We start from the raw sequence: 25,447 nt of genomic DNA on the forward strand, positions 1-25,447 counted from the left end.
GTGAGTTGTAATACTGACAAATTCGGTATTACCAAAAATTGGAAAGTTGTTTTTGAATATCCTCCTTACTTACATCTGCATAAATTTGTGTTGTCTGAATACTTGCATGGCCAAGCTGTTTCTGTACGGCTCTCAGGTCTTTTTCCTGCTTGTAAAGCTGAACTGCATAGCTGTGTCTGAGTGCATGGACTGATTTGTTGTGTTCGTAAAGATTAAGAAATTTCAGGTACTTTTTAACGATTTGTTGTACAGCTTGGGAGGTCCAGGGGCCTCTCTGGCCTATAAAGACATGATCATCGTAACCCACCGGCTCACATCTGTCTTTTTTCCACTTGATGAAGCTATTAAAGTGCGACTTCAGGCTTTTGGGGATTTGTATGGTCCGGCTTTTCGACCCCTTGCCATCTCTGATGAACAATTCACATTGAGCATAACCTGTCTTTATATCACCACAGCGTATATCGGCTGCTTCACTGACTCGAACACCAGTTAACGTGAGAATATCAATGACCAGCCACTCTCGAAGTCCAGTGACCTGATTCTTCTTGCCATCTAAGATAGCCTTGTCCTTAACTGTCTTCCTGATGAGCTTGATTTGCATCGTATTAAAGTATTTAATGGTGTCCATAGATTTTACATTTCCACGGGTCTTGAACCTGTTGCTGTGCCGTGGTGGTGTATGCGATTGCAATTTTTCTGGGAACTTGAGCACTGCTTCCATTGATATGACCTCCTTTAGTATTAATGATGATGATGATTAATTGTACAACATGACAATATTATAGCAGATTTTGGCGAAAAAGTCAATAAGTACCTGAAATCATTGACTAATCGGATCATTTAGCGATATTTCGTGTTACTAATGTGATATGAAATAGTAGGGGCAGAAGTTCTGAAAAAAACTGAAAAAAGCTTATAAAAATGAGTTTTGAAACCGAATTAACCGCTTAAAGAACCTATTTACTGGGGTTAGACAATTTGTGCATACAATTTGAAATATAAAATGGCGGAAAACACTGATAGCAGGGCTTATTACGTTAATGGTGGGACCAAACATAGCAATAAATCAGGGGACACGGTGTTATGGCTGGGCATAGCTAAATGAGTCCATGATGTAACCCCTGAAAAAACGACAAATTTGACGGTTTTTCTAATAGCTCCTTTCCAAAGATGGATTATCGGGTTTGATACCACTTAAAAACCAGGGGTTAAAATTCCACAGTTTTTAATTCTGCAAAAATGTGCTTTGTACCCTCCCTTCCTTCTGAGATCAATTTTTATATAAAGGAATAAAAGCCGAAATTATTGATCAGGCATTAAGTGCAGGCATACAAAAAAGGATTATCGGTGGTAACATAAGATGAGGATGGATCATCACATTTCAAAGTTTATAGTAAACCGCAAAATCAGCAACCCGGTGTTTAAGTGTACAGATAGACCTCCCAAACCTTTCAAATGGGTGTTTTGAACAAAAGTTACCTCTTTTTTAATCACAACTATGGGTGTATACGGTGTAGTATGTACAGTGTAGATACTCGGTACGGCAGAGGGCGGAGCAGGCTGTAGGGCTGCGGTGGTATGTAGGTATTGGACTATAGTGTATATATATATATCAGTATTGTATATGCATAGTACTATTAACTACTTCTATTATATCTTTAACTATAATAAATAAGGGTAAGAGATCATCATCATCGTCAATTCATTATGGTATTCGTATAGCCTTCTATTCATAGAATGGAGCGGATATAATTTTAGCTTGTACTATTTCTTTGAGGCCTTACTTTCTTTTTTTTTTTGGTTTTGATCTTGATGTAATTTAGTCTCTCTTCAAACTCAGAATCACTGCATATTTGTTTAATCACAATATCTGCTTCTTTGAAACCGGATTCAATTCTGGCTGTTTCTATGATTTTTGGAGGTATCTTTTTTCCAGTGATAATACCATCATGTTCATTCCTGTAGACGGGGATATTGGATTTTGAGCAGAGAACAGTTAAGCGGTGTATGAAAAGGGCTTCCTGGCCTTGTAGCATGAATGCGGCTAATTTTCTCTTGCAGTTTGCATAGTGATCATTGCTTTTCTTGCCAGTATCATTAACCAAAGAGTTTTCAGGGTCTTCTTTTTTACCTATAGAATAATCCCTAAATATCATCCCACAGGCATTCTTCCATCTCAAGCAGTCGTTATACATGCTAATGTGTTGTTTGATGGGGTCTGAGAATAAAGTCTCTCTCCATTCTCTAGTGGCTTTCCTGAGGTCTGCTGTGACTGAAAGAAACCGCTTGTGAATTACATTTGCCCTGATTCTATCAATGCCTAACTGTGACGCTATTGTTTTGTAAATAGCACCTTTTTTGTTTGGTGCTTCAGCCCCCATTATTAATGCGTAAAAACATTCTTTCCATAGGTCTACTGTGATACCTGTTTTATCGGCATATATATTTTTAGCATCTTTTCTTTCTAAATATTTCTGCAACCAACCGCACTTAATGCGATACTTTTCCATTTCCTGCTTTAGAATGAAGCCCTGAGAGCTCTTTATATCATAATTGTATACCGGTATATTTACAATACTCACATACTTCATGGCCCTCGAAGCGCTTTGAAACCCCCCTCCTATTTCAAATAATCTTCCGCTTTTCTGAGATCTGTAAGAAGCTTTTACCAAATAAATTGGATGGCCATTTTTCTTGATTTTGCCTGTTTTAGTTGGGGTGTTAGCTAATATGGTTGTGAGGCTGGACAGATCACTATAATATCTACCCCTATGTGTTTTGAACTCTTTTAGGTGTTTTTTATAGCATCTGCCTGATTTACATTTTTTAGTTCTTTTTTCAAATAGATCCTTTTCATGATCGTATTTCCTTTTCATCCTCTTGACCCATTTTTTGGCGTTTTGAAGGTCAATCGGGCCTGGTTGTATGGACTTAATACTTTCTTTTATTATTGATGGAATATTGAAATTTTTGGTGCCATGAGATAATTGATAACGGTTTGATTTTGTCTCAACTTTTTTCCCTGTCATGAGATTTACAAAATCAAGGCCTTCTACAGAAGTATTCGGGTCCAATATACAATCCATTTTTTTAACAAAGGAATCGAATATGTTATTTGGGATGCGAAATTCCCGGCTTACATGATTCTTGATGCTGTGGGGCAAAATTTCTAATAATTTATGTTTTTTTAATATATTCCAGTTAAAATCCCGTCCAAAATTCTTATCAATTAATCTGCTGTAGATAGGCACAAAATAATCTTTTTCAGGGTTTTTAATTAACTCTTTGCTATTGAGATACATATTCGCCAAAATGTGAGATATGAATTTGTGGTACTTTCTACGCTTCTTCTGATCTTTAGCGCCCTTCGTGAGGGACCAGACATAATCGTAAACTATTTTTGGGGCCTTGTATATTTTCAGGATGTATCCTTTGCCATGGTAGGGCTTTGTTTTTTCTTCGATCGACATATTATTTCCTCCACGAATGATTAATTGTTGATTACATTTTTTCAGCAGAAAGATACCAGTTGATATGTTTAAAGTGAAAAGTCCAAATTTTAGATATGTCCAAATTTTGGACTTTTCATTTGTCATGGTATTACTTGGGCTTCATTCATTCAATTTAACAACCGGGATACTTGGACTGATTTACCCAAACAACCGTAAATCGTCATTTATCTCCGGCATTTGGTCCCATATTTTCCCCCGCAATAGACGTCCTGCCTTTTTCTTGTTTGTGCCACCCCATTGTTTGAAGAAAAAAGGGATATCATGCTTCACACACTGATTTTTAATATTTATTACCCACTTTTCTTCCATCGGTCTGGCACCGGGGCCGGACTCGCCACCAACGATAACCCAATCAATACCGGATAAATCCATTTTCCGCATTGGCCCTAATAGTGGTTCAATTGAAAGGAATCTGATAATGGCTGGGACTTCTCTCAATCTGTCAATCCTCTTAATGAGATTATTGTTTTCAACAGATACACCAACCCAGATGTTGTCAGTCCATTTAAGGCGATCCTTGAGTTTGAGCAGTCGTTTTGATCTTTTGGTTAGGACTTGAAATGTGTGCCAATGGGCTTTGTTCATAATGGTAAAAACAGATTTAATGAAAGACTCAGGTACATCTTTGTGGAAAAGGTCACCCATAGAACAAACAAATATCGTTTTAGGTTTTTTCCATTTTAATGGCATGTTTAATAGGTCGGAGTGGCAGGTCACTTCAAAACCATTTTTATACCTTTTTTGTTTTTCCATGGTTTTTAATCTCAATGCCATTCTTTCCGCGTAGCAGTTATCACAACCGGAGCTAAGTTTGGTGCAGCCAGTGACTGGATTCCATGTAATACCTGTCCATTCAATTTTGCTCATGTTCATTCTCCTATATAAATATTGCAGCAGATAAAATTTGACTTTACTGGTTAAACGATATTATTTATTTGAACTATGAGGGGTGGGACACCTACCGGACGAAGGCACCCCACTCCACAAAATAAACGACAAATTTGACGGTTTTTTCAAACGTCATTTTCACCTGGTAGATCGTGATCCCGTGCGAACTCATTTTTATAAATCGTCTTGAGTTGTTTCAAATGTGCAAAAAGGTTTTTGATTGTTTCGTAATCTAAATCACCAAAATCATTTAATTCAATAATCTTGTGTTTTTTATTCAAAATAAAATCTAAGTTCTTCACAAGTTTTTTTGCAGCACGATTTGTTGAACTAACCAAGTCGTCAGAATTAATTTTTCCTTCCTTTTTCAATGCTTTTTTATTCAGACGCTGCATACTCCGTTGTACCTTTCTTTTTTCTTTCATTTGCCTTTCCTCTTTTGAAATTTTAACATCGTCGTCGTACCAACCAGAGGTTGATTTAGCTAGTCCCTTTATTATTTCTTTAAAAACTTTTTTAAAGTTGCTGATTAACACACCACTAGTTAGAATCATCTCAAATTCTGGTGCGCTACTCAATTCTTTGAGTGTATCCTTGATGGAAACTTCTGCTGTTTTACAAAAACCAATAAAATCTTCTAAATCAGTTATGGGTATTAATGATAAAGCAGGGAATTCTTTCATGTCGATCTTCAGGGCAAGCCTCATATAACGTTGAGCTGTTCTTTCATCTATGTAGGGAAAATTAGTACGTCGATATTTCCCCCATTTTCCCCCAAGTTTTTTCTTTAATTTTTTTAACTGATTTAAAGTATCTCCCAATTTCCAAGCATACTTTGTTGAAGTCGACAATGATTCTTCATGCTTTAAATAAAAAGGTTCAATTTTCTTTTTAATGGTTTTCATTTCTTTTCTAATCTTTTTTGCTTCATCCGTTGTTAATTTTGCTTTTTGCTTTTTTTTTTTGCTGGCCATGATTTTGCTCCTTTGTTAATAATGTATTGTTTTGTACTAACGGATATTCATCTTTGATTGGTCTCTTGGTGTTTTGTTGTTTCGATTTGGTCTTTTTAATATAATTGAAAGAATCAACCCAAAGTTTATACCTGGTTTCTTTTTCGCTCTTTGGTAGCGGTAAAAAATTTACCCGAATTTTCCAATTATATTTTTTCATTTAAATCTCTTTTAAGTTTGTGTTGAACTTAATAAGGATGTTTTGCAGATGGCATGCCAAAAGATTTTAAATAGATAAAAATACAACAAATTACTGAAATTAAAGAGTTTTTAAATATTTGAAATTTTTTATTTGCTTGAAAATATTTAAAATATGTACTATTTAGTTTAGGTACATGTATTAAATAATTCATTTTTTTTGGGGAATATTAAAATTGAACTTAAGAGTTAGGTTAATGGGGAGGGGAGTATGAATATTGAAAAAGGTAATATATTGAATGAAAGTGATTTTGTATTTTTCACAAAATGCATGACAAAAGCCAAAGATTGTAAATTAGATGAATATAGCAGTTTTTTATCTGAAGTTTTAAAAAATTACGATGTATTTAATTGCCCGTTGGAGGACTTTCTTGAGAAGACTGATGATAAGGAATCTATCTCCATTCCTGCTGTTTTAGCTTTAAAAAAAATGTTTAAAAATATAATTAATAACAAAGAAATTAAACACAATGATTCAATTTATGGAGAGTATATTTTGTATCTTGAAAATCAAGGCAAAAGGTTTTCAGAATACTTTAAAAGCCTCGGTTCCAAAGAAGAACAATATAACATGCGAGAAGCGGGAATAATTGTTTATACAGATTTATTATCTATATACACTCTTCAGAAAGATAATATAAATTTTTCAAGGGTTTTTAAAACTATTTGTTTTCAAACCAGAAAAGTTAAATCAGCTGTTAAAAAAAACAAAATAACAATATCCGATGAATCTATTTTGGATAATTCGATTTCATCTTTAACAAAGTACATTGTTCAAAATATCAATATGTATGTTAACAACCCCTTGTTACAGAAAAGTATTGAAAAAGCTGTTATGTATGCAGATGACAGTGATCCTTGCCTTTTAATTGGTGCAACAGGAACGGGAAAGGAGTTACTCGTTCGTTTAATAAAAGAGTTTAGTCCTTCATATGGGCAATCTTTCAGAGCGGTTAACTGTGCGGGAATAACTGAAAGTTTGTTTGATTCGGAGATTAATGGTGCGGTGAGAGGGGCGGGAAGCAATTCATCAGAAAGATTAGGTGTTTTTTTATCAGCATGCTCAAACAATAGAGATAGTAAAGTCGGATATGGTATTAGTAAAACTGGAAAAATCATTTTTGAAAGCGGAAGACAAGACAATAAACCACCTACAAAAGAAGACTTAAAAGAAGCCCGTGGGATAGTTTTCTTGGATGAAATTAATTCGTTACCTTTGTATCAGCAGGCTAAAATTTTAAGAATCATACAGGAAAAAGAGGTTGAAGTCGTTGGGGCAGATCAACCCATAAAAGTTGATGTGAAAATAATTTGTGCGGCTAACGAAATTAATGATATTAGAAATCCAGGCAAGTTTCGACCTGATCTATTTTATCGAATTAGTGTTGGCATAATTGAACTTCCAACTTTAGTTGATATGAAAGATTCAATATTAGATTTTGCAGAATATAAAATTGAGGAAATTTGCATTAAGTTGGGATATAAAAAAAAATTTACACTTTCAGACAAAGCTAAGAAAAAATTAAAAAAGCATAATTGGCCTGGGAATCATAGAGAATTGGAAAATGTTCTTTCCCGTGCCATTAAAGATGTAAAATTTAAAGGTGAGAAAACGATCAAAATTCAAAATTTAGATTTTTTTCATTCTCCTTCAAAGAAGAGGGATTTAGGAAGTATCTTTTTTGAAGGCAAAACCTTTAAGGATGTTGAAAACGAATATTATTTATATCTAAAACGTAAATCAAAAGGGAATAAATCAAAAATGCAACAAATAGGAGGATACTCCTGTCGTACACCGGTTTATACACTAATTCAAAAATATGATTCTTAATTTTTTTAAGCTATTTGTCATTTTTTTTTAGCCAAGCATTAACTCTATCCTTATACTCAGGTATTGGCTTGGCTTCCATACGTTCCCATTTACCGATAGAAGCGGGGTCAACTTTAAGTTTATCTGCCAGTTGTGGTATGGTTAAAAAACTCTGCATCCTTGCAGCCCGTAACCTATCACCAAAAGTATTCTGTTGTTTAGGATACGACGGGTTGTTCTGAAAAAATAATTTCCACAGATCTTCTTCCGATATTAAGCCATTAATATGGGGTTTTAAAAATTCCGATAACCTTTTCAAAAAGGGAGTTTTGGGTTGGCTTCTTCCAACTTCCCAGTTGGTGATGCTACACTCATCGACACCCAGTTCTTTGCCTAGTTGTTTAACCTCCAAATTCAAATCTATCCTGGTTTTTCTGATCAAATCACCCAGAGAATTGATCTCAGCGGGATAACTTGGTTTGTAAACATTCCTTGGAATTTCTTTTGTAATCTGGTAGTTAGGGTAGTATGTTATCATTGATGAAAAGTTGCGATTGTGTACCACAGGCTTGTCCCTGCGGATATTTATCCGACCCAGGGGGACGGTGCACCTGCACCCGGCCCCAGGTACAGAAATACAGATCAAAAATATCCGGGCCGCTCCTGGACAGAATTGATATCCAGATTGAAGTGCCCAGGGTTGAGTATAAAGATCTTGCCGCCGGAACCAGGGGTGAACCCTCTTTGTGTATAAAAAAAAGGGTCAATAAGGCCCGAAAGATTCAGGAAAAAAGATTGAAAAAAACCGCTTTGTTCAGCAATGCGAGATTGCACAGCCGCCACTTGAAAGTGTTTTGTCAACTGGATGGTCCATGTGAGAAACTCCTTGAACAAGCCGTTGACGTGCTTGGGTTCTCTGCCCGGGCCTGCCATTCCGTCATACGGGTGGGAAGGACCATTGCAGACCTGGAAAATGGTTCCAAAATCCAACGGCACCATCTGGCTGAAGCCATTCAGTTCAGAAGTTTTGACAGGGGCTTTGCACAATCGTGTTAAAAAAAGGATCGAAAGATGACCGGTTATTTTTGGCAGCAGTGTTTACATTCAGCATCTACTATTTATAATACCCAGTTAAAGGGATGTAATTAACTCAACTTTTGGACGTTAGTTTTAATCGACGGGGTCAGGCTTTTTTTATTGTACTTTTTATCACGATTTCATAACCAGACGGGTAAAAAGTGCCATAAGGAAAGCCTGACCCCATGTAAAAATGACCAACTCCGAAAGTTGAGTAATTAAGATTTGTTCAGAATAATCTCCAGGGTAAAAGAAGATTAAATTATGATTAAAAAAGATATTTTTAATAAAAATGTCAAAGCGCAGTTTCAAGCGTCGGCAAAAGACAGGATATACCGGTTTATCATGGCGGATGGAACCATCCGGGGGGCGGTTGTTCATACCACCCGGATGGTGAATGAAATGAGGGCCAATCATAACTTGGGTCCCCTGGAAACACTGGTGCTGGGTCAGGCCTATATTGCAGCCAGCCTTCTGTGTGCAAGCCTGAAAGATAAAAATGACAGGATCAGTATCCACATCCAGTGTTCAGGGCCGATGAAAGGACTGGATGTTGAATCCAATTCCTTTGGGGAAGTCAGGGGATACCTTAAAACAAAATCGATCCAGGTCACCTCTCCTGAACAGATCAACTATTTGTCAACGCTTTTTGGTGCCGGTTTTCTTACGGTAACAAAATATCTTGAAAATGCACCCACCCCTTATTCCGGTCAGGTGGCCCTTGAGCATGGCAGCATTGCCGAGGATCTGGCCAATTATTTTCTTGTCTCTGAACAGATCCCCACCGGGTTCAAGTTAAGTGTGTATTTTGATGATCAAGAACGGGTTAAAGGGGCCGGGGGTATTTTCCTCCAGGCACTTCCGGGAGCAGATGCATCCCATCTGGCTGAAGCAGAAAAAAAGATTCAGCGCATCAATTCTTTGGGGGAATTGTTTGCCAAAGGGGAGTCACCCGAAGAGATTATTCGCAAGGAATTTTCAAGTCTTGCACCCCAATTCTTAAGCAGCAGCAGGGTGGAATTTTTTTGCAGATGTTCAAAAGAGAGAATGGAGGGGTATTTAAAAAATCTGTCCAAAACCGAAAAAAAGGATATGATGGCAAATGGCCCCTTTCCTGTTGTGGTAAACTGTCATCATTGTAATTCAGTATATCATTTCAGTAAAGATGAGTTGGCAATGCTTGAACAATAAGTGCGATTAAAAAAGGCGGGCATACCCAAACCGTCTTGACCTTTTTGACAATAAATTAAAATAATAGAATAAAAGGGGGTCATCATGTGTAATCATTGTAGTGATCATACTCACTCGCATCATCCGGAGATTGTTCAGCTGATGTCGGTTCAGAAAAACCTGTATGCGGTCTATCATACAACGGAAGCCCTTGACTTTGCTGTTGAAACAGGGAAAGGCAATATCAGCCTGATCCCGGTGCTGTTTATGGGGCTGATCAGACACGGGGAAAAAACCATGGTGGAGGGGTTTTTTGCCTCCACTTCCATTAACTCATGCGAAGACGTTGACGGGTTTAAAGGATATGCCGCATCCCTTGAAGATGCTGAAAAGTTATATGCTTAAATAATGGTGAACCACGCTTCCCTTGAGGAGAGCCGATGCATAAAATATTGAATGATAAATCCGGTGTAAAAATCATGCTCCCGGGAAACGAAGCCATTGAAAGGGGTGCCAGGCGGCACAAAACCAATGACACAAAATATTAAAAAAATTCAAGTGATGAATGGTCCCAATTTGAATATGCTGGGTAAACGGGAACCGGCAATCTATGGCTCCCTGACCCTTGATCAGATCAATACGGATCTTGCCCGACAGGCGGTGCCATTGGGAATGGCACTTGGGTTTTTCCAGTCCAACCATGAAGGGGCAATGGTGGATAAAATTCATGACATGTTCGAGGAAGAAATTGCCGGTATTATCATTAATCCGGGAGCATTAACCCACACCAGCGTTGCATTGAGAGATGCCCTGCTGTTAATGTCCTGCCCGATTATTGAGATTCACTTGTCCAATATTTACAAGAGAGAAGCCTTCCGGCACACATCATTACTGGCGGATATTGTTGCCGGCCAGATTACCGGGTTTGGTCATTATGGGTATACCATGGCTGTAATGGCCATGGCAGTAATGATCAATGACGACTGACCTTCTCATTTTGTGTGCCACACCCGGTGAGGCCGCTCAATTCCTGGATTGATGTTCGGTCTGCATCCAATTTTGTGGGAGAAAGGGATATGGCAAAATGGGATATGGATCGGGCAACAGCCTCTTTGGGCTTGATATGTGCCTGGATTTAACCCCTTGGTGGATTGGAGATTGAATGCAATTTATTGATTCCCATTGCCATCTGCATGATTCAAGGATTCTTTCCGGTATCCCCGGGATTTTGGATCGCGCAAACAAAGCAAATGTCCGGTACATGGTGTCCTGTGCCACTAAAGAAACCAATTTTGAATTAACGGCAACCCTGTCCCGGCAATATCCTTCCATTCTGCCCTGTTTCGGGGTCCATCCCTGGTGTGTGGACTCCCTGTCCGAACACTGGAAAGAGCAATTGGAGCACTATCTTTTGACCTATCCATCCGGTATCGGTGAAACCGGGTTGGATTTTACGGATAAAACCGCTGACCGGGATCTGCAGATCAAGGTGTTTGAGCATCATCTTGTTCTGGCAAGAGAATTGGAACGTCCCATTAACATCCATATCCGGAACGCCTGGGACACCTTTATCCATGTTCTTAAAAAATATGGAACGTTCAAGGTACCGGGAATAATCCATTCGTATTCCGGATCAGCGGATATGGTTCCGATTTTTGAAAAAAAGGGACTGTATGTCTCTTTTTCAGGGTCTGTGACAAATCCCGGGGCCAAACGAGTCATCAATGCCTTGAAACGGGTGTCTAAAGATCGGTTTGTTCTGGAAACAGATGCGCCGGATATCTATCCCTGTCTGGCGGTGCCGACGGTTTCCCGGCTCAATGAACCCGGGAATTTACCGGCCATCGCCCGGATAGCCGCCAGCAGGATCGGCAGGGAGTATGAAGCGTTTTCCCGGCATGCATATGAGAACAGTTTGACGTTATTTCATCCCCTGGTGCAGGGGAAAAAGGACGGGTAATGGATCAGTTCGTTCGAACAGAACAGCTCCTCGGAGCACAGAACATGGAAAAAATAAAAAACGCATCTGTGGCAGTTTTTGGCCTGGGAGCCGTGGGGTCATTTGCACTGGAAGCCCTCGCCCGAACAGGAATTGGAAATTTAAGGCTAATTGATTTTGATACGGTGGATGTATCCAATATCAACCGGCAGCTGCTGGCATACCATTCTACCATTGGCAGAGAAAAAGCAGTGCTTGCCTATGAACGGGTGAAGGACATCAATCCGTCCTGCAAGGTAGAGATCCATAGTTCATTTGTAAATGCCCAGAGCCTTGAGGATCTTTTGTCCGAAGATAGTGATGTGGTGGTAGATGCCATAGATGGCCTTAATTCAAAGATAAATCTACTGGTGGGCGCAAAGCAACTGAACCTTTCCGTGGTTTCCAGTATGGGGGCTGGCGGAAAAACGGATATTTCCATGATACGAACCGGAGATATCAGTGAGACGTGCGTGTGTCCCCTGGCAAGGGTGGTCCGGCAGCGGCTTCACCGGCGAGGACTTTACCAGGGGATCAGAGCCGTCTATTCCATTGAAAAACCCTTAAACAAACAAGCCTTTCGACCTGAAGATGCAGTAGCTGCCCTACCGGACCATGGCCGGCCAAGACCCCCCATTGGAACTGTCTCCTGGGTGCCGGGAGTGTTTGGCCTGACCATTGCCAGCGAGGTGATCCATATGATTATTCAGCGCCCTCAACCGCCTCATCCCGGAGAACCCGTCTAAGGACCTTTCCCACATTGGAAACAGGGATTTCATCTCTGAACTCAATGATTTTCGGTCGCTTATACCCGGCCATGTTTTCTTTGCAAAAAGCGGCCATTGATTCTTCTGTAGCTGTTTCTCCTTCTTTCAATTTGATAAAGGCCTTTACTTTTTCTCCGCTTTTTTCATCAGGCACTCCCACCACAGCGGTCAGCTCAACCTTGGGATGGGTGTACAGAATATCTTCCACTTCCCTGGGATAGACATTGAAACCGCCGACAATGATCATGTCTTTTTTCCGGTCGGTGATGGTGATATATCCATTTGGATCAATATTGCCAATATCCCCTGTAAGAAAATAACGGTTGCCGTCAATGTGGACAAAGACCTCCTCATTGGCATCCGGTCTTTTCCAATACCCTTTCATTACCTGGGGACCGCAAATGGCTACCTCACCTTCTTCACCCTGGGGCACTTCCCTTGAGGGATCTTCAATATCAAGGATTTTTATATCGGTACCGGGCAAGGGGAATCCAATGGAACCGATTTTCCGGGTCTGCTTGAACGTGGGGTTTACACTGGCCACAGGGGCGGTTTCCGTTAATCCATAGCCTTCAAAAATAATGGACCCTGTCTTGTCCTCAAATTGTTTGCAGACTTCAGGGGGAAGGGGGGCACCACCTGAAAAACAGCCGATGAGTGAAGACAAGTCATATTGATTGATCAGCGCATGATTGGTAAATGCAACAAAGATGGTGGGAACCGCCGGCATAAAGGTGGGTTTGTATTTTTGCACCGCTTTGAGGACCTCGGTAAAAGGCGGTTTGCCGGCCCGGGGATCTGGGATACAGATCAATTTGGCGGCCAGCTTGGAAGACAGCAGCAGGGCCACCGTAATACCAAAACTATGGTACCAGGGCAACACCCCCAGAAAAGAGTGAAACCCCTCCTGATACATACTTTCCGCGGTCTTGCCTTCCCCATGAACAAATCGGGCATATTCAATGATGGCCATGACATCATAGGTGAAATTGGTATGGGTCAGTTCCGCACCCTTGGGCAAACCGGTTGTTCCACCGGTATACAGCATGACCGCGGTATCTTCTTCCGGGTTTATGGTGATGGAAGGGGGGGTGGGCCGGGAGGCGGCAACAATGTCGTCAAACATTAAATGGGCAGGGGCAATGTTGTCAGCCCGGGGGATTTTGCCCAGCAGTCCACCTAAAAAGGCCTTGAATTTCGGCAGATAGGATTTAATATTGCACACGATAACCGTATCAACTGCCGTTCCTTCAATGGCTTTTACCGTGCTGGGATAGAACACGGGATGATCCATGCAGAACACCATCTTTGACTGGGAATCGGTTAATTGCTGGTTGAGCTCGGAAGCGGTGTAAACCGGATTACAGTTGACGGCAACCGCACCCGCCTTTAGAATGCCGAAAAGAATTTCAGGGAACTGGGGCAGGTTGGGAAGAAATATGGCGACCTTATCTCCTTTTCCAATGCCTTTGCCTGCCAGAAAATTGGCAATCCTGTCAGCGGTATCTTTTACCTGGGCAAAGGTTTTTGAAGCACCATTAAATATGGTGTAGGGAAGATTGGGATAATTTTTGGCAGAATCATCCAGAAATTTAAACACAGGGAACTTGTAATCCGTGCACGTATGCCCTACGCCTTCCGGCCAAAAAGGGGTCTTCCATACCGAGTCTGTCATTGTTGCTTCTCCTTTTGTTTAAGGTGTCCTGTCAAAAATGAGTCCGGTGTAGCTGAAGTCTTGTATTAACCGATTAAACCACGTAAACATAGTTATACATAACTCTATTCAAGATTGGAAAGCTTTTTTTTGTTTGATATGGGATATGAAATCAATGGCTTATTTTTAAACAGCAGGGATGTCATCCCCATCCTGGGGACCGTCAGAAGAAAAAGCGAGGGGCGTATGCAGATTCAATGGATCTCAAAACCATTCAGCCGGCTGGGTGTGGGGGAACTGTATGAGGTTTTAAAACTCCGGGTAGATGTGTTTGTGGTGGAACAGAATTGCCCTTATCCTGAGCTTGACGGCAAAGACAGTCATCCCCAGACCCTTCATTTCATGGGCTGGAACAAGGCAGATGGGACACTTGCCGCCTACCTGAGAATTCTGCCGCCGGGACTAAAATTTAAACAGGTGACCATTGGCCGGTTTGTTGTGGCAAAAGCATTCCGAAGACAGAGAATCGGAAATAGCATGCTTGAGCGGGCGCTTGACCGGATAAAGGATGCCTGGCCCAGTGAAACTGTCAAGATAAGCGCCCAGGTGTATTTGAAAAATTTTTATGAATCTCATGGATTTGAGGCCATATCCGAGCGCTATGTTGAGGATGGCATCCCGCACATCGATATGATCCTTTTGAAATGATACAGTTCCCAGTTCCGGGGACACCATATTAAATTCCAACAAACCAACCGCACGGATCAAGCCACTGATTTTAGTGTTCTTTTTATGCAGCGGAAAAAGAAAAAAATGAAACCACCTGAATTCTATAAAATGAGAGTTGCTGGGGCTCATAGAAAAAGCTGACGGTCTGATTCAAAGGTCACCTGTTTAGCGGATAGGGGATCCCGGAATTGGATTTTTCTGGCCAGGAGTTGAAGCGGTGCTAAGAAATTTCTTTTTTCCTCGGGTAAAAGCCGTGGGTAATATCTGTCGTTGAGGATGGGAAATCCCAGTTCACTGAGATGCAGTCGCAGTTGATGTTTTTTGCCGGTGACCGGAGATAGTTGAAAAAGCGCCCTGTTTCCCTTTGATCCCAGAAGACATATATTTGAAACAGCATTGGGTTTGCCTGGCACTGTTTTCATCCTGAACCACGGCTCCCCCCGGACAATCCTGTTTTCAACCGTCCATGCGGTTTTCTCCTGGACCCGGGGATATTTTGTCACAGCGGTATAGTTTTTTTTTACCTCTCCGTTCATGAACAATTCCTGGTAACGGCCCCTGGTTTTTGGGTTCATTGAAAATAAAACAAGTCCTGCCGTTTCCCGGTCGATCCTGTTGATGGGCGAAAGGTTTCTGTTGCCGGTTCTTTTTTTTAAACGGTGAAGCAGACACTCGTTCACATAAGGTCCCCCCGGGGTCACCGGTAGAAAATGCGGCTTGCAGGCCACCAGCAGCTCCTCATTACAGAAGATGATTTTTTCCGTAAAGGGAATGATGCATTCTGCTGTCACTTCTCGGAAATAATGGAGTTTTATCAGGGGAACATAGGCCGTGTCCGGAAAGATCCGCTGGCCTTTCTCGTTCAGGACTTTTCCGGAGCAGAGCCTGGCTTTCCAGATGTCCCTGTCAATGCGGGGGAACCGTTGGGCTAAGAAATCCAGGATCGAGGGATAGGGCTTTTCCATCTTCGGCAGGACGACGGTAGAGTGATATTCAGACATTCCCATTGTTGAAATCCTTTCGCCAAAAAAATTCGTTTCCCATGTAAGGACCGCAAATTTTGCTCACCTTATTTCATCTGCGGTCCTAAGCTTCGGTGGAAATCATACCAAACCCCGGGCCTGATGCCAACCTGATAAACTTCTCATTTTGTTGTTGACACACAAACCCGATCCCATATAGATTGGCTCAAGGAAATGAATTTCTTATCTCTCCCCCAAATTGACGTGACGCTGGAAAAAAACAGTCATCCCTGACGATTCGCTGGTCCCCATTAACCCTGAGCTTTCGGAAAAAAAGCAGTTTATTATTTCAATGATCTTTCGTGAGGATTTTGCCATGTCTCTTTTTCCCAAGGCAACGATTACAGGCCTGCTGACAGGTGTTTTGGGATTGATATTCAGCATCTTGCCCGTGGGGATTGGCCTTGAGGAAAATATTGGTTTAGACCTGTTGTTCAAGCTCAGGGGGGTAAGAAAAGCCCCCCCTGACGTTCTGATCGTTGCCATGGACAATTTGTCTGTCAAAACCCTCCACTTGCCGTTTCAACTCCATAAGTGGCCGCGTTCTTTACATACCGGCCTAACCGAATATTTGAGCAAAGAGGGTGCAGCAGTGATTGTGTTTGATATCAATTTCAGTGAGCCGCTTTCAAACAAAACGGATCAATTGTTTGCCAACGCCATTCAAAACGCTCGAAATGTTGTTTTGTGCGAATACCTTAAAAAAGAGATCATTTCCCTGACGGACGAAAAGGGCGCCTCAAAAGGACATCTGAATATAGAGAAACGGGTACCACCGATTGACCTGCTTGCCCGATCCGCGGTTGCCCTGGCACCATTTCCCTTACCCAAAGTCCCCATAAGGGTAAGCCAGTACTGGACGTTCAAGACCAGTGCCGGAGAGATGCCGACATTGCCGGTTGTGGGGTTTCAAATTTTTGCATTGGATGTGTATCGTGAATTTATCCAACTTTTAGAAACCGTTGTTCCCGTCAAAGCCCGGGAACTGCCTTATGATAAAAATCAGATCATTACGGATAAAAAGATGGAAATCCTCATTCAGTCGCTGAGGGATATTTTCAAGGCGGACCCATCCATTGCACCCCAAATGCTGGCAGCAGCCCAGACCGCAAAACCGGCATCGAATATCATTGAAAAAAATCAAGTTCTCAAATCCCTCATAAAAATGTATCAAGGCCCTGACAGTCGCTATTTGAATTTTTATGGTCCCCCCGGAACCATTCCCACGGTTTCCTATTGCCGGGTACTGCAGGATCAAACCCAATCGTCACCCCGTCAAAAGAAAATTGATTTTAACGGTAAAGCCGTGTTTGTGGGGTATTCGGAATGCTTGATGCCCGTGCATAAAGATGGGTTTCACACGTCTTTTTCCCAATCCAGCGGCATGGATATCAGTGGGGTTGAAATAACGGCCACGGCGTTTGCTAACCTGTTGGAAGATATGCCGGTGGTCCCCCTCCATTTTGCTGTGCAAAGTGTTTTTATTGTATTCTGGGGGGTGCTGCTGGGGATTGTTTGCTGTTTTTTTGCCACCCCTTTTTCCGCATTGGGGATGATGGGGGGAGGCATTGTTTACCTGGGGTATGCCCTGTATCAGTTTAGATCCAATGGTATCTGGTATCCATTGATGGTGCCCGTGTTCCTGCAACCCGCCATTGCTTTTTACAGTGCTGTTTTATGGAAGGTTGCGGATACAAATAAGGATCGTCAAAACATTAGAAAGGCATTTGGATATTATCTGCCCGATAAGGTGGTTGATCTAATGGTGAAAAACATCGCCAGGAAAGAGACCATCAATCAGATCGTTTATGGGACCTGCTTGTGTACCGATGCCGGACAATATACCGGTTTGTCTGAAACCATGGCCCCGGAGGATCTCCGGCAGGTCATGCATCAATATTATAAGGCCCTTTTTGAACCGGTAAAACAAAATGGGGGAATTGTCATAAACATTGTTGGTGATTCCATGCTGGCACTATGGGGAAAAGCACATCCTGATGTCGGTCTCAGGAGCAACGCCTGCCTGGCAGCCCTGGAGATCACTCATGCGGTAAATCGATTCAACCAATCCATTGAAAAAATACGACTTCCCACCCGTATGGGGTTGCATTATGGCGATATGACACTGGGGAATGTTGGCGCCATGGGCCATTATGAGTATCGACCCACAGGTGACATTGTGAACACAGCATCAAGGATGGAAGGGCTTAATAAATATCTGGACACCGAGATATTGGTGACAGGAGATGTCATGGATCAATTAAAGGGGTTCCTTACAAGGGATCTGGGGCAATTTCTTTTGTCGGGAAAATCAAAGCCGGTTACAGTCTATGAACTCGTATGCCGCGGAGATGACGCCAGTGAGCAGCAACAAAACTTTTGCAGGCTTTTTTCCAAGGCCCTGAAGGCCTACAGGGAGCAATCCTGGGAAAAAGCCATGGATTTTTTCTATCAGACGATCAGGGCCCATAAACAGGACGGACCGTCACTCTTTTATATAAAGCGTGTTAACGCTTATATCGCCTCCCCCCCTGGTGATATGTGGGATGGCATTGTCCGCATGGATAAAAAATAAAGCAAGGAGGGTAAAATGAAACAACTCCGGGTTTGTTTATTGATGTGGGTAATATTGGTGAATATGGCAGCGGTTGTTTTAATTTCAAGTGCTGGTGCGTCAGAAATCTGTGAGGACTGGGTGACCAAAGTTGTCTCTGTTCAGGGGACGGTTGAAGCCAGGAGGGCAGATCAAAAGGTCTGGTTGCCGGTTCGATTGAACGATATCTTTTGTCCGGGTGACATGATTCGAACCCAGGAACGAAGCCGGGCTGCCATCGTACTTTTCAACGAATCAATCCTCCGTCTTGATGAGAGGACCACAATCATGATCAGCGGGTTGAAAAAAAAAGACCTTCCCCTGATTGATCTCATCAGGGGGGCGGTGCACTTCTTCAGCCGGATACGCCGGGGATTGAAAGTGACTACACCGTTTGTTAACGGGTTTGTGGAAGGCACTGAATTTTATGTGCGGGTCGAAACGGACCATACCTTTATTTCAATATTTGAAGGTCATGTCGCCACCGTCAATGATGCAGGACGTCTCTCCCTGTCAAAGGGACAATCCGCCATAGCCCGGTCAGGGACAGCACCAGCCCTTAGGATGGTTGCACAGCCGAGGGATGCGGTCCAATGGGCATTGTATTATCCTCCCATACTGGCATATCGTGCCATTGATTTCCCCGGCGGTTCAGCAGGCCATTGGCAGGCAATGGTTCGACACTCCCTGGCGTTTTACTGGAAAGGTGATCTGACCAGGGCATTTTTAAGCCTGGAATCAGCACCCGAGGGGATCCGTGATCCTCATTTTTTTATCTATCGGGCTGGATTACTGCTTTCCGTTGGACGGTTTGATGAAGCAGAGCTGGATATCGAAAAGGCTGCGAACCTTGATCCTGGAAACAGTCACATTTTTTCATTGACATCCATTATCGCTTTAACCCGGCATCAAAAACGCCAGGCCCGTGATCTGGCACAAAAAGCGGTTGAATTGGATGCTGAATCTGCAACGGCAAGAATTGCCTTGTCCTATGCCCAGCAGGCCGGTTTTGACCTCCAGGGTGCCTTGAGCAGCCTTCAAATCGCTGTGGCCCTGGATTCTGAAAATGCCTTGGCCTGGGCAAGACTGGCTGAACTGTTTTTGTCTGTGGGAGATCTGGATAAGGCTGTTGCATCCGCGCAAAAGGCGGTGGCCCTGAACCCCTTTCTGGAACGGACCCAAACGATTCTGGGGTTTGCGTATATATCCCGGATAAACACTGAAAAGGCAAAACAGGCGTTTAACAAGGCCATTGAACTTGACCCGGCAGCGCCGCTGCCCAGGTTAGGGCTTGGCCTGGCCATTATCCGGGAGGGAGATGTAAAGAAAGGCCGGGGTGAGATTGAAGTGGCCGCCAGCCTGGATCCCGGTAACGCCCTGATTCGCAGTTATCTGGGCAAGGCCTATTTTGAAGAAAAACGGGATGCCCTGGTCAGCGATCAGTTCGCCACCGCCAAAGCATTGGACCCGGATGACCCCACACCCTGGTATTATGATGCTATTTTTAAACAAACAGTGAACCGCCCGGTTGAAGCATTGCATGACCTTCAGACCTCCATTGAATTAAACGATAATCGTGCGGTATACCGCTCCCGTCTGTTGCTTGATGAGGATCTGGCCGCCCGCAGTGCCAGTCTCAGTCGAATATACAGCGATCTTAACTTCCAGCACCTGGCACTTGTTGAGGGATACAAATCCCTTCATACAGACCCGGCCAATTATTCTGCCCATCGATTTCTGGCAGATTCTTATTCTATTGTGCCCCGGCATGACATTGCCAGGGCCAGTGAATTGCTGCAATCTCAGCTGTTGCAGCCCGTTAACATCCTGCCGGTCAAGCCGGATCTGGCTGAGGGCAGTTTGTTTGTCATGGAAGAATCTGGTTCAGCAAATCCCTCCTTTAACGAGTTCAGCCAGATGTTTAATCGCAATCGCATGACCCTGAACGCCAGCAGTGTTGTGGGCGGGAACAGCACGTGGGCAGAGGAAATCGTGCCTTCCGGGGTGTGGGACAAGCTGTCGTTCAGCCTGGGACAATTCCATTATGAAACCAGGGGATTTCGGGAAAACAATGATCAGGATCAAAATATCTATAACGCATTTGCCCAGGTCAGCCTATCTCCCAAAACAAGCGTCCAGGCGGAATATCGATATACAGACCAGGAAAATGGGGACCTGTCCCTGCGCTTTGATCCTGATTTTTATTTAGCAACTCAAAGGAGAAACGAACAGACAGAGTCGATACGGCTGGGCTATCATCATGCGTTTACCCCCCAATCTCATTTTATCACCTCTTTAATATACCAGAACAAAGAAGAGGAAATGGTGATCCCGGAATTTTGGGTTGATATTTCAGAAGAGGAGGATGGTTTCATGGGGGAGATTCAGCATTTGTTTCGATCAGAACGATTCAATATTATCAATGGTGTTGGTTATTTCAGTGCCGATCGAAAAACCATAACCCCCCCTGAGATTACGGAAACCGATATCTATCATACAAATTTTTATACCTACTCATATCTCAATTATCCGGACCGTTTCACCTGGATCATCGGCGGCAGTGGGGATTTGCTTGAAGGTGCGATTGTGGATAACGATCAGTTTAATCCGAAATTCGGGATCATATGGAACCCTTCTCCGGCAACTACCTTTCGTGCAGCAGGATTCAGGACCTTGCAAAGAACATTGATATCCAGTCAGACGCTTGAACCCACTCAGGTGGCAGGTTTTAATCAGTTTTTCAATGATGGGGAGGGTACTGAAGCCTGGCGTTACGGTATGGCTGCCGATCAAAAATTCTATAGAGATCTCTATGGGGGTGCGGAACTGTCCCGGCGGGATATGACAGTGCCGTTTAACTATTATGCACCTTTTGCCGTTACCCCGGAAGTTCGAAAAGTAGACTGGAAAGAAAAACTGCTGCGTACGTATCTTTACTGGACACCGAAAAAATGGCTGGCCTTAAGTGCTGAATATCTTTACGAGAAACTTGAAAGGAAACTCGAGTTTTCTGGTGATGCTTATTTTACAGAGATCAAGAGCCATCGATTGCCCTTGGGGATAAGTTTTTTTCACCCCGCGGGTTTCAGCTTTTGGTTGAAAACAACCTATGTTTATCAGGACGGTCAGTTTCTTGATTTTTTTAACACCATTGTGCCGGGAGATGATCAATTCTGGATAGTGGATGCCGGAATCAGTTATCGTCTTCCCAAACGATCCGGTCTTATTACCCTAGAGGTAAAAAATTTGTTGGACAAAACATTTAACTTTGAAGACACAGACCCTTCAAATCAAAAATATAGTCCGGATCGCCTTATTGTAGCTAAAATAACAGTGTCATTTTAAGAATTTTTTAGAATGATTTATAAAAAGAAGGGGGGGTGATTGATATGGTATCAATGTCAAGGTGAACAATTAAAATAGAAAAACAGGCAAACCCGTTTAAACAACAGGTAAATTTTTATATCAAGAGGGGGTAGACATGGAAGAAGACCTGCAGGAAGAATATGTAGCTATTGTCATGGGAGTAAGGGATGGGGAATTTAAAGGTATATTCGAGTTTGATGGGATAGTTCGAATTGGTTCAGAAATCAAAGAGATTGAAAAAGAAGCGCTTCTTGAGAAACTTCCTTCTTTGGGGAATGTAAAGAAAATAGAGAACTTTATAACTTTTTATTCTCACTCAAGTCCGTTTTGTATCAGTTTTTATTTTAATGGAAGGTGGTATCAAAAATGTATAGCATAGAACTCTGTTTATTATTATAAGCCTTGACCTGGGGATCAGGGCAGGCAAAATTTTATATTGAAGCATCTCCTTGAGATTGGCCATTATGGTGGATAACAGGGGGGCTTTAGAAGATCAGCCCTTGACCACGGCCAGGGGCCGAAGGCGTGCCACAATTTTGGACAGGCCGGCGCCATGGACAATATCCACCACCTGGGAAATGTCCTTGTACGCGTCCGGCATTTCCTCGGCCAGTGTGGACCTGCCGGTCCATTTTACCAGAATCCCCCGGTCTTCCAGTTCTTGTTGAATGGAGCGGCCTTGGCTGGCCTTTCTGGCAGCCATGCGGCTCATGACCCGTCCGGCACCGTGACAGGTGGACCCAAAGGTTTCGTCCATGGCCCTTTGGGTCCCTGCCAGCACATAGGAGGCAGTGCCCATGTCACCCGGTATCAGGATGGGTTGTCCCACTTTCCGGTATTCTGGGCAAAGGGACGGGTGTCCCGGACCAAAGGATCGGGTGGCGCCCTTGCGGTGAACGCAAACGGTCTGGGTTTTTCCGTCAATGGTATGGGATTCTTTTTTGGCAATGTTATGGCACAGGTCATAGACCAGGCTCATGCCTAAGTTTCCGGGGCTGATGCCCAGCACGTCCATAAAGACAAGACTGGCCCTGTGCATGAGGATCTGACGGTTGGCCCAGGCATAATTGGCCGCACAGGCCATGGCGCTCAGGTAGTGTTGGCCCGGACCTGATTGAATCCTGGCCCAGGCAAGCTGCCGGTCCGGCAGGGTCAGTCCCCGTTTGTTCACCTGTTGGGTCATCATTGCCAGATGGTCGTCGCAGACCTGGTAACCCAATCCCCTTGAGCCGGTATGGAGCATCACCGTGACCTGGCCCTGGAACAAACCGTATGCCTTTGCTGCTTTGGGTTCAAAAATTTTTTCCACCACCCCCACTTCCAGGAAATGGTTTCCAGACCCCAGGGTGCCCAATTGCTTTTTCCCCCGTTCCAGGGCCCGCTTGCTCAAGTCTTTTGGGTCTGCCCCGGGCATGCACCCGCCCTCCTCGGTGTGTTCAATGTCTGAGGCCTGACCGAATCCCTGCTGCACCGCCCACAGGCTGCCTTTTTTCAGCACCTTTTTCTCGTCCGAATAGGAAAGGTTTAATGATCCTGTGGATCCGATACCCGAGGGAATTTCCCGGAACAGGGCGGAGATCAGTCGCCTGAGATGTGGTCGAACCTCTTTTTCTTCAAGAAACGTACGGGCCAGGCGCACCCCACAATTGATGTCATATCCAACGCCGCCGGGTGAAACGATACCGGTTTCCCAGTCAAATGCCGCAACACCGCCAATGGGGAACCCATAGCCCCCGTGAAAATCCGGCATGGCCATGGAGGCTTTTATAATCCCGGGCAGACATGCCACATTGCAAACCTGTTTAAAGGCCGCATCCTTGTTAATGTCCCCCAGTCCGGATTCGCTGGTATAGATGATTCCCGGTACGCGCATGGAACCGGTTCGGGGCAATAGCCATCGAAAATCGTCTATTTTTTTTAAGGACATGGCAGCCTCTTTTTTCAGGGGTGCCTGCAGTCAATCCTCAAAGATTGTCCTGCAGGGTGGGCGGTCAACTATCAAATATGATCCGGGCATTAATCTGCGGTGTGATCAACCCATTCGTATTGAACCCTTTTTTTTGTATTCCACCCGCACTTATAATTACAGATCAATTTTAATCAACCCGGCCATCACCTGAATGTTTCTTAAAGATTCGGTACGGTTGTCGTCTGTAAAAGCAGGCCAATTGTAAAATTTGACATAAACTATAAGATAGGAAAGGCGGTTGTGTCAAGTGATTCCGGGGCCTTGGATGTGCCTTCGGTTGCCGGCTGTTTTTTTCGTCTATGGCTGTCTGCCATGCACTGTTGATATGTAAAAAAGCACTTGGGACTCCCCTGTTTCAGGAAAATATTGGGCTTTTCATCTGATCTCTATTCATATATAATCATTTTTTTAATTACCATAAAAAGGAAGATGGATGCGCAGAATCATTGTCTTTATGTTCATGGCGGTTTTGATAATGCTGCCTTGCCAGGGGATTGGTGCGGTCATAGACTGGAAACAATTCAATGAGGGTATCCGGTTGGCACAGAAACAAGATAAAAAAATATTTTTACATTTCAGAACAGACTGGTGCGGCTATTGCGGCCAAATGGAACGTGTATCGTTTAAAGACAGCGCGGTCGTAAGGTTTTTAAATGAGAATTTTGTTTCTATCAAAGTGGATGGCGATAAGGAAAAATTCATTGCTGAAGCGTATAAGGTGACCGGATATCCGGATAACCGGTTTTTGGATGAAAAAAAGGAAGAGGCCTATCGGTTGCCTGGATTTGTTGATCCCATGACCCTCCTGTTTTTTCTGGAATATATACAAAGTGACAGCTTCAAAACAATGGATCCGATGCAGTATTATAAAACCAGATAATCAATCATATTGATGTTGACAGGACGCAGTGATATGGGGATGAAATTCAAAAATATCAAAATAAAAAAGGAAATGGTGTTTGGATGAAAAAAAAATATCAATACGGGCTGATCCTGTCGTTATGGATGGTGTTGTTTTTTATCGGCACGTCATTTGCTGAAGATATCTATGTGACCGGGATTACAAAAATTACCATGCGGACCGGCCCTGGTGTGAACCACAAAGTGATTGCCATGCTGAAATCCGGTACCAAACTTGCCATTATTCAATACCAGAAGGACTGGTCCCAGGTCAGCACTGACGAAGGAAAAACCGGCTGGGTGTTATCACGGTTCTTAACCCAGAAAGTACCGGATGCCCTTCTGGTTGAAACGCTGAAGAACGATAATCAGACCCTGATGTCAAAGTTAGAAACCATCCAAGCGAGAAACAAACAACTGACAATCAAAAATACTGCATTGATCCAGATAGAAGAAAAATATCAAAAACTGAAACAGGCATCTGCTGATTTTTTAAAGCTTGATGCAAAGTATAAAGAAATGATGCAGCAGTATGACACCCAGAAAGATCATATCAAGACCCTGGAGGATGAATTGAACAATGAGCCTAAACTTTGGTTTCTCATTGGGCCGGGTGTTTTTATTGTGGGCTTGTTTTTTGGTTTGAGTACGCGCAAAAAGAAAAGAAGCCGGCTGTTATGATTAAAAAAACAGATTTTTTAGTGATCGGCAGTGGCATTGCCGGCTTAAGTTATGCTTTGAAAGTGGCTGAATTTGGCAAGGTCACCGTCATTACCAAAAAAAATTCATAAAACCAATACC

At 43.1% G+C, this 25,447-nt stretch carries 23 protein-coding genes; 14 read left to right on the plus strand and 9 right to left on the minus strand.

Annotated features, from left to right (window positions below):
- Positions 1-28: 28 nt before the first annotated feature.
- The 5 genes from Q1Q15_RS19260 to Q1Q15_RS19280 all read right to left on the minus strand — a co-directional run bounded on the left by Q1Q15_RS19260 (position 29) and on the right by Q1Q15_RS19280 (position 5,573).
- The gene (locus Q1Q15_RS19260; protein WP_300463693.1) at positions 29-721 is read right to left on the minus strand and encodes a tyrosine-type recombinase/integrase; all 693 of its coding nucleotides are present in this window, start codon (positions 719-721) and stop codon (positions 29-31) included.
- 1,033 nt (positions 722-1,754) lie between these two features.
- Positions 1,755-3,470 carry a hypothetical protein gene (locus Q1Q15_RS19265; protein WP_300463696.1) on the minus strand — a complete coding sequence of 572 codons (1,716 nt, stop codon included), beginning with the start codon at positions 3,468-3,470 and terminating at the stop codon, positions 1,755-1,757.
- 180 nt (positions 3,471-3,650) lie between these two features.
- On the minus strand, positions 3,651-4,379 hold the full coding sequence (locus tag Q1Q15_RS19270) for a phage Gp37/Gp68 family protein (RefSeq protein WP_300463699.1): 729 nt from the start codon (positions 4,377-4,379) through the stop codon (positions 3,651-3,653).
- A gap of 146 nt (positions 4,380-4,525) precedes the next feature.
- A complete protein-coding gene (locus Q1Q15_RS19275) occupies positions 4,526-5,374 on the minus strand; it encodes a hypothetical protein (RefSeq protein ID WP_300463701.1) in 849 nt (282 codons plus the stop codon).
- A complete protein-coding gene (locus tag Q1Q15_RS19280) occupies positions 5,328-5,573 on the minus strand; it encodes a hypothetical protein (RefSeq protein ID WP_300463703.1) in 246 nt (81 codons plus the stop codon). The genes Q1Q15_RS19275 and Q1Q15_RS19280 overlap by 47 nt, the downstream gene beginning before the upstream one ends.
- A gap of 249 nt (positions 5,574-5,822) precedes the next feature.
- On the opposite strand from Q1Q15_RS19280, the gene Q1Q15_RS19285 reads away from it, so the two are divergent.
- On the plus strand, positions 5,823-7,442 hold the full coding sequence (locus Q1Q15_RS19285) for a sigma 54-interacting transcriptional regulator (protein WP_300463706.1): 1,620 nt from the start codon (positions 5,823-5,825) through the stop codon (positions 7,440-7,442).
- A gap of 10 nt (positions 7,443-7,452) precedes the next feature.
- Here the strand turns inward: Q1Q15_RS19285 and Q1Q15_RS19290 are convergent, their stop codons facing one another.
- Positions 7,453-7,959: a helix-turn-helix transcriptional regulator gene (locus Q1Q15_RS19290; protein WP_300463709.1), complete on the minus strand. Its 507-nt coding sequence runs from the start codon at positions 7,957-7,959 to the stop codon at positions 7,453-7,455.
- Between the two features lie 2 nt (positions 7,960-7,961).
- Here Q1Q15_RS19290 and Q1Q15_RS19295 point away from each other — a divergent pair, with 2 nt between their 5' ends.
- The 6 genes from Q1Q15_RS19295 to Q1Q15_RS19320 all read left to right on the plus strand — a co-directional run bounded on the left by Q1Q15_RS19295 (position 7,962) and on the right by Q1Q15_RS19320 (position 12,392).
- Positions 7,962-8,477, plus strand: a complete 516-nt coding sequence (locus tag Q1Q15_RS19295) for an ATP-binding protein (RefSeq protein ID WP_300463711.1) — start codon at positions 7,962-7,964, stop codon at positions 8,475-8,477.
- A gap of 285 nt (positions 8,478-8,762) precedes the next feature.
- Positions 8,763-9,689: an Hsp33 family molecular chaperone HslO gene (gene hslO / locus Q1Q15_RS19300; protein WP_300463714.1), complete on the plus strand. Its 927-nt coding sequence runs from the start codon at positions 8,763-8,765 to the stop codon at positions 9,687-9,689.
- A gap of 84 nt (positions 9,690-9,773) precedes the next feature.
- Positions 9,774-10,073, plus strand: a complete 300-nt coding sequence (locus tag Q1Q15_RS19305) for a hypothetical protein (protein ID WP_300463716.1) — start codon at positions 9,774-9,776, stop codon at positions 10,071-10,073.
- A 126-nt stretch (positions 10,074-10,199) separates the two neighbouring features.
- Positions 10,200-10,655 (plus strand): type II 3-dehydroquinate dehydratase, encoded by a 456-nt coding sequence (gene aroQ, locus Q1Q15_RS19310; protein WP_300463718.1) that lies wholly within the window; start codon positions 10,200-10,202, stop codon positions 10,653-10,655.
- A gap of 175 nt (positions 10,656-10,830) precedes the next feature.
- On the plus strand, positions 10,831-11,628 hold the full coding sequence (locus tag Q1Q15_RS19315) for a TatD family hydrolase (protein ID WP_300463720.1): 798 nt from the start codon (positions 10,831-10,833) through the stop codon (positions 11,626-11,628).
- Complete coding sequence (locus tag Q1Q15_RS19320) at positions 11,628-12,392, plus strand: tRNA threonylcarbamoyladenosine dehydratase (RefSeq protein ID WP_300463723.1); 765 nt, start codon at positions 11,628-11,630, stop codon at positions 12,390-12,392. The genes Q1Q15_RS19315 and Q1Q15_RS19320 overlap by 1 nt, the downstream gene beginning before the upstream one ends.
- On the opposite strand, the gene Q1Q15_RS19325 is transcribed toward Q1Q15_RS19320, so the two are convergent.
- Positions 12,349-14,088 carry a long-chain fatty acid--CoA ligase gene (locus tag Q1Q15_RS19325; RefSeq protein ID WP_300463726.1) on the minus strand — a complete coding sequence of 580 codons (1,740 nt, stop codon included), beginning with the start codon at positions 14,086-14,088 and terminating at the stop codon, positions 12,349-12,351. The two genes, Q1Q15_RS19320 and Q1Q15_RS19325, sit on opposite strands and share 44 nt — an antisense overlap.
- 138 nt (positions 14,089-14,226) lie before the next feature.
- Here Q1Q15_RS19325 and Q1Q15_RS19330 point away from each other — a divergent pair, with 138 nt between their 5' ends.
- Complete coding sequence (locus tag Q1Q15_RS19330; RefSeq protein WP_300463812.1) at positions 14,227-14,775, plus strand: GNAT family N-acetyltransferase; 549 nt, start codon at positions 14,227-14,229, stop codon at positions 14,773-14,775.
- Between the two features lie 146 nt (positions 14,776-14,921).
- On the opposite strand, the gene Q1Q15_RS19335 is transcribed toward Q1Q15_RS19330, so the two are convergent.
- Complete coding sequence (locus Q1Q15_RS19335; protein ID WP_300463728.1) at positions 14,922-15,803, minus strand: pseudouridine synthase; 882 nt, start codon at positions 15,801-15,803, stop codon at positions 14,922-14,924.
- A 307-nt stretch (positions 15,804-16,110) separates the two neighbouring features.
- On the opposite strand from Q1Q15_RS19335, the gene Q1Q15_RS19340 reads away from it, so the two are divergent.
- From Q1Q15_RS19340 to Q1Q15_RS19350, 3 genes are all read left to right on the plus strand, one after another.
- Complete coding sequence (locus Q1Q15_RS19340) at positions 16,111-18,393, plus strand: adenylate/guanylate cyclase domain-containing protein (RefSeq protein WP_300463731.1); 2,283 nt, start codon at positions 16,111-16,113, stop codon at positions 18,391-18,393.
- 15 nt (positions 18,394-18,408) lie between these two features.
- Positions 18,409-21,756 (plus strand): FecR domain-containing protein, encoded by a 3,348-nt coding sequence (locus Q1Q15_RS19345; protein WP_300463733.1) that lies wholly within the window; start codon positions 18,409-18,411, stop codon positions 21,754-21,756.
- Between the two features lie 136 nt (positions 21,757-21,892).
- The gene (locus Q1Q15_RS19350) at positions 21,893-22,156 is read left to right on the plus strand and encodes a hypothetical protein (RefSeq protein ID WP_300463735.1); all 264 of its coding nucleotides are present in this window, start codon (positions 21,893-21,895) and stop codon (positions 22,154-22,156) included.
- A gap of 114 nt (positions 22,157-22,270) precedes the next feature.
- Here Q1Q15_RS19350 and Q1Q15_RS19355 read toward each other — a convergent pair whose 3' ends face one another.
- Positions 22,271-23,704, minus strand: a complete 1,434-nt coding sequence (locus Q1Q15_RS19355) for an RtcB family protein (protein ID WP_300463737.1) — start codon at positions 23,702-23,704, stop codon at positions 22,271-22,273.
- Between the two features lie 475 nt (positions 23,705-24,179).
- Between Q1Q15_RS19355 and Q1Q15_RS19360 the strand changes: the two genes are divergently transcribed.
- From Q1Q15_RS19360 to Q1Q15_RS19370, 3 genes are all read left to right on the plus strand, one after another.
- Positions 24,180-24,626: a DUF255 domain-containing protein gene (locus Q1Q15_RS19360; protein ID WP_300463739.1), complete on the plus strand. Its 447-nt coding sequence runs from the start codon at positions 24,180-24,182 to the stop codon at positions 24,624-24,626.
- Positions 24,627-24,709: 83 nt separating this feature from the next.
- Entirely contained in the window at positions 24,710-25,327 is a 618-nt protein-coding gene (locus Q1Q15_RS19365) for a TIGR04211 family SH3 domain-containing protein (RefSeq protein ID WP_300463742.1), read from the plus strand.
- Complete coding sequence (locus Q1Q15_RS19370) at positions 25,324-25,437, plus strand: FAD-binding protein (protein ID WP_300463744.1); 114 nt, start codon at positions 25,324-25,326, stop codon at positions 25,435-25,437. The genes Q1Q15_RS19365 and Q1Q15_RS19370 overlap by 4 nt, the downstream gene beginning before the upstream one ends.
- Positions 25,438-25,447 lie beyond the last annotated feature (10 nt).

The organism is Desulfobacula sp., from assembly GCF_030145145.1.
In the GTDB taxonomy this organism is placed as follows: Bacteria; Desulfobacterota; Desulfobacteria; order Desulfobacterales; family Desulfobacteraceae; genus Desulfobacula.

What these genes read in the sequence shown, in the direction of transcription:
- Q1Q15_RS19260 (WP_300463693.1), bottom strand. Translation starts at nt 721, where the DNA reads ATGGAAGCAGTGCTCAAGTTCCCAGAAAAATTGCAATCGCATACACCA.
- Q1Q15_RS19265 (WP_300463696.1), bottom strand. Translation starts at nt 3,470, where the DNA reads ATGTCGATCGAAGAAAAAACAAAGCCCTACCATGGCAAAGGATACATC.
- Q1Q15_RS19270 (WP_300463699.1), bottom strand. Translation starts at nt 4,379, where the DNA reads ATGAGCAAAATTGAATGGACAGGTATTACATGGAATCCAGTCACTGGC.
- Q1Q15_RS19275 (WP_300463701.1), bottom strand. Translation starts at nt 5,374, where the DNA reads ATGGCCAGCAAAAAAAAAAAGCAAAAAGCAAAATTAACAACGGATGAA.
- Q1Q15_RS19280 (WP_300463703.1), bottom strand. Translation starts at nt 5,573, where the DNA reads ATGAAAAAATATAATTGGAAAATTCGGGTAAATTTTTTACCGCTACCA.
- Q1Q15_RS19285 (WP_300463706.1), top strand. Translation starts at nt 5,823, where the DNA reads ATGAATATTGAAAAAGGTAATATATTGAATGAAAGTGATTTTGTATTT.
- Q1Q15_RS19290 (WP_300463709.1), bottom strand. Translation starts at nt 7,959, where the DNA reads ATGATAACATACTACCCTAACTACCAGATTACAAAAGAAATTCCAAGG.
- Q1Q15_RS19295 (WP_300463711.1), top strand. Translation starts at nt 7,962, where the DNA reads ATGAAAAGTTGCGATTGTGTACCACAGGCTTGTCCCTGCGGATATTTA.
- hslO (WP_300463714.1), top strand. Translation starts at nt 8,763, where the DNA reads ATGATTAAAAAAGATATTTTTAATAAAAATGTCAAAGCGCAGTTTCAA.
- Q1Q15_RS19305 (WP_300463716.1), top strand. Translation starts at nt 9,774, where the DNA reads ATGTGTAATCATTGTAGTGATCATACTCACTCGCATCATCCGGAGATT.
- aroQ (WP_300463718.1), top strand. Translation starts at nt 10,200, where the DNA reads ATGACACAAAATATTAAAAAAATTCAAGTGATGAATGGTCCCAATTTG.
- Q1Q15_RS19315 (WP_300463720.1), top strand. Translation starts at nt 10,831, where the DNA reads ATGCAATTTATTGATTCCCATTGCCATCTGCATGATTCAAGGATTCTT.
- Q1Q15_RS19320 (WP_300463723.1), top strand. Translation starts at nt 11,628, where the DNA reads ATGGATCAGTTCGTTCGAACAGAACAGCTCCTCGGAGCACAGAACATG.
- Q1Q15_RS19325 (WP_300463726.1), bottom strand. Translation starts at nt 14,088, where the DNA reads ATGACAGACTCGGTATGGAAGACCCCTTTTTGGCCGGAAGGCGTAGGG.
- Q1Q15_RS19330 (WP_300463812.1), top strand. Translation starts at nt 14,227, where the DNA reads ATGGGATATGAAATCAATGGCTTATTTTTAAACAGCAGGGATGTCATC.
- Q1Q15_RS19335 (WP_300463728.1), bottom strand. Translation starts at nt 15,803, where the DNA reads ATGGGAATGTCTGAATATCACTCTACCGTCGTCCTGCCGAAGATGGAA.
- Q1Q15_RS19340 (WP_300463731.1), top strand. Translation starts at nt 16,111, where the DNA reads ATGATCTTTCGTGAGGATTTTGCCATGTCTCTTTTTCCCAAGGCAACG.
- Q1Q15_RS19345 (WP_300463733.1), top strand. Translation starts at nt 18,409, where the DNA reads ATGAAACAACTCCGGGTTTGTTTATTGATGTGGGTAATATTGGTGAAT.
- Q1Q15_RS19350 (WP_300463735.1), top strand. Translation starts at nt 21,893, where the DNA reads ATGGAAGAAGACCTGCAGGAAGAATATGTAGCTATTGTCATGGGAGTA.
- Q1Q15_RS19355 (WP_300463737.1), bottom strand. Translation starts at nt 23,704, where the DNA reads ATGTCCTTAAAAAAAATAGACGATTTTCGATGGCTATTGCCCCGAACC.
- Q1Q15_RS19360 (WP_300463739.1), top strand. Translation starts at nt 24,180, where the DNA reads ATGCGCAGAATCATTGTCTTTATGTTCATGGCGGTTTTGATAATGCTG.
- Q1Q15_RS19365 (WP_300463742.1), top strand. Translation starts at nt 24,710, where the DNA reads ATGAAAAAAAAATATCAATACGGGCTGATCCTGTCGTTATGGATGGTG.
- Q1Q15_RS19370 (WP_300463744.1), top strand. Translation starts at nt 25,324, where the DNA reads ATGATTAAAAAAACAGATTTTTTAGTGATCGGCAGTGGCATTGCCGGC.